The 2863-nt window shown below is 74.0% G+C and carries 4 protein-coding genes; all 4 read right to left on the bottom strand.

Annotation, left to right across the window (positions count from 1 at the left end; all coding sequences use genetic code 11):
• On the bottom strand, positions 1-1159 hold a 1159-nt coding region (locus E1284_RS39965; protein ID WP_243715040.1), incomplete at its 3' end, for an MFS transporter.
• On the bottom strand, positions 1152-1910 hold the full coding sequence (locus tag E1284_RS39960; RefSeq protein WP_131945323.1) for a DeoR/GlpR family DNA-binding transcription regulator: 759 nt from the start codon (positions 1908-1910) through the stop codon (positions 1152-1154). The genes E1284_RS39960 and E1284_RS39965, both read right to left, overlap by 8 nt.
• A gap of 59 nt (positions 1911-1969) precedes the next feature.
• The gene (locus E1284_RS39955) at positions 1970-2446 is read right to left on the bottom strand and encodes an ATP-binding protein (RefSeq protein WP_131945322.1); all 477 of its coding nucleotides are present in this window, start codon (positions 2444-2446) and stop codon (positions 1970-1972) included.
• A gap of 294 nt (positions 2447-2740) precedes the next feature.
• Positions 2741-2863 (bottom strand): acyl-CoA dehydrogenase family protein (locus E1284_RS39950; protein WP_274704662.1); only part of this gene is annotated, 123 nt, incomplete at its 5' end.

Raw genomic sequence — 2863 nt, 5'->3', positions numbered from 1 at the left:
GGGCGGGGCTGGGCGGCGGGCGGAGGATGCCCGCTGCGGCGGCCGCGATGGCGCACAGCGCCACCGGCAGGAAGAACGTGAGGCTCAGCGGCATGACGTGGGTCAGCGGCCCGATCACGGCCGGACCGGCGAGCATGCCGAGATACCCGAGTCCCGCGACACGGGACACGTTGGCGCCGACGGCGTCCTGGTCGTGGTGGCCCGCCGCGCTGAACAGCTGGGGGACGCAGCCGGAGAGCCCGGCCCCGAACAGGGCCCAGCCGGCGAGGGCCGACGGGACCCACGGCGACAGGGCCGCCACCGTCCCGCCGAGCGCGGCCGTCGCCGCGCCGTAGCGGAGGACGGCCACCGGGCCGAACCGCGCCGCGACCCGGTCGGCCAGCAGGCGGCCGATGGTCATGGCGGTGGCGAAGGCCCCGTAGGCGAGGGCGGCGGTGGCGGCGGACGCGTCCAGGCCGTCCCGCAGGTGCAGGGCGCTCCAGTCGTTGGCCACGCCCTCGGACAGCATGACCATCAGGGCGAGGACGGCCATCATCCAGATGCGGCGGGGCGTCCGGGTCCGCCGTGCGGCGACGGGGACGTCCCGGGGCGCCTCGCGGCGCAGCAGGGCGGGAGCCGTCAGCGCGGCCGCGGCGACACCGGCCAGCGCGACCCCGCCCAGCGTCGCCGCCGGGCTCCAGCCCCAGCCGAGCGTCCCGGCGCCGGCCAGCGCGGCGAGGACGCCGCCGAGGGAGAAGGTCGCGTGGAAGGCGGACATGACGGGCCGCCGGTAGCCGCGTTCCACCTGGACGGCATGCGCGTTCATGGCGACGTCGAGGGCGCCGTTGCCGACGCCGAGCAGCGCAAGTGCCGCCCCCAGCGTCCAGGCGTCGGTGGCCACGCCCGGCAGGACCAGCGCGGCACTGCACAGGGCAGCGCTGAGCGGTACGACGACGCGGGCGCCGACGCGGTCGGTGAGGCGCCCCGCGATCTGCATTCCGCCGAGGGCCCCGGCGCCGAGCAGCAGCAGGAGCCAGCCGAGGAGGGCGTGGCCGATGCCCGTCCTGTCCTCGACGACCGGAATGTGGACGATCCACATGCCCAGCAGGAAGCCGTTCAGCCCGAAGTAGCCGAAGGTGGCGATCCGCCCCGCCCGCAACGACCGCCGTGAGTCAGACAAGGCGGACGTCCACCCCGGAGTCGCGGAGGCGGGACACGGCGGCCGCCGGCGCGGAGCGGTCGGTGACCACCATGTCGAGCGTGGTGACCGGGCAGACGAGCCCGAGGCCGGTACGCCCGAACTTGCTCCCGTCGCACACCGCGACGACCCGCCGGGCCGAGGCGATCGCCGCCCGCTTGACCGGGACCTCGTCGAGTTCGTGGGCGGTGAGCCCGTGCTCGGCCGACAGCCCGCACACCCCGAGGACGGCGGTGTCGACGCGCAGCGAGGCCAGCGACGCCTCGGTCAGCGGCCCGGTGAACGCCAGCGCGCCCGGCTTCGTCCGCCCGCCGGGGACCAGCAGCCGGACCTGCGGAGCGCCGCTGAGCGCGGTCGCCGCGTGCAGATCGAGCGGGACGGCGGTGAGCCGCCGCCCGGCGATCGCGCGAGCGACGGTGAGCGTGGTCGTGCCGCCGTCCAGGATGACCGCCTCGCCGTCGGTGAGCAGGCCGTCCACCGCGGCGGCGATCCGCTCCTTGGCCTCGGCGGCGTCCTGCTCCCGGACGGCGAAGGGCATCGCCTCACCCCGCAGCAGCAGGCTGACGGCCCCGCCCCGGACGCGCCGCAGCACACCGCGCTCGGCGAGCTGATCGAGGTCGCGCCGGATCGTCATCTCCGACGCACCGGTCTCCTCGGCCAGCTCCACGACGGTCACGTGCTCGGTGGTCCGCAACCGCTCAATGAGCACGGCCACCCGTTCCGAACTCTCCACGTGTGAGATCGAACAGGATAGATGTGCGCAAGTCAACACGGAGACCGGCGCGGCAGGGCCTAACCGTTGCCGGCGACCTCCCACGCCGCCCACACGACCTTGCCGGTGTCCAGCGTGTACACCCCCCAGCCGGACGCGAGGGAGTCGGCCAGCATGAGCCCGCGCCCGCCCTCGTCCAGCGGAGCGGCGTACCCGACCCTCGCCGGCGCCGCGCCGTCCGCACGCACTTCGACCACCAGGTGCGCGGCGCACAACCGGAACCGCACGAGCACCATCGCGGTACCGCGCACCTCGACGTCCGTCCCGCTCAGGCCGCCAGTCGCCTCCAGCGCAGTGCCGACCAGTTCGGACAGGACCTGCCGGCACGCCCAGCGGCAGGCTTCATCCACTTCCCACGACCCGAGCAGCGCGTGAGCGAAGAAGCCCGCGACCGGCACAGCGGACGGAAGGGCCGCCACCCCGAGCGCCTCCTCGCGCACCGGTCCGACGCTCACCGGCGGCCGCGCCCCGCGCACAGCGCCGACAGACACCGACATGGATCTTCTCCTTCGACTCCGGGGGCCACGTCACCGACCGCCGGACGCGCGATACTCAGCGCGACGAAGCGGACCCTTCGCCATGAGAGCGTCGCCCTCCGTGACGGCGACCGGGCGCGCACATGCACCGACTCACGGTGACAGCGTCACCAAGCATGGCTCAAGGCCCTTGGTTAGGGAAGTTCCATTCCGGAAGTCGTCCGATTCTCCGCAATGTGCCCGTTCCGAAGAGCGACCCCAATGCCGGACGCCCGCCGACGGGCGCAAGGCCCGCGGCGACGTCGCGGGATCCGGCTACTTGAGGAGCTGGCGGGCCATGACCATGCGCTGGATCTGGTTGGTGCCCTCGTAGATCTGGGTGATCTTGGCGTCGCGCATCATCCGCTCCACCGGGAACTCCCGCGTGTACCCATAACC

It is taken from the genome of Actinomadura bangladeshensis (genome assembly GCF_004348335.1).
Lineage (GTDB): Bacteria > Actinomycetota > Actinomycetes > Streptosporangiales > Streptosporangiaceae > Spirillospora > Spirillospora bangladeshensis.
This window is presented reverse-complemented; position numbering and strand designations above follow the sequence as displayed.

Excerpts from the sequence above, each read along its gene's own strand:
- E1284_RS39955 (WP_131945322.1), bottom strand. The coding sequence starts at position 2,446 with ATGTCGGTGTCTGTCGGCGCTGTGCGCGGGGCGCGGCCGCCGGTGAGC.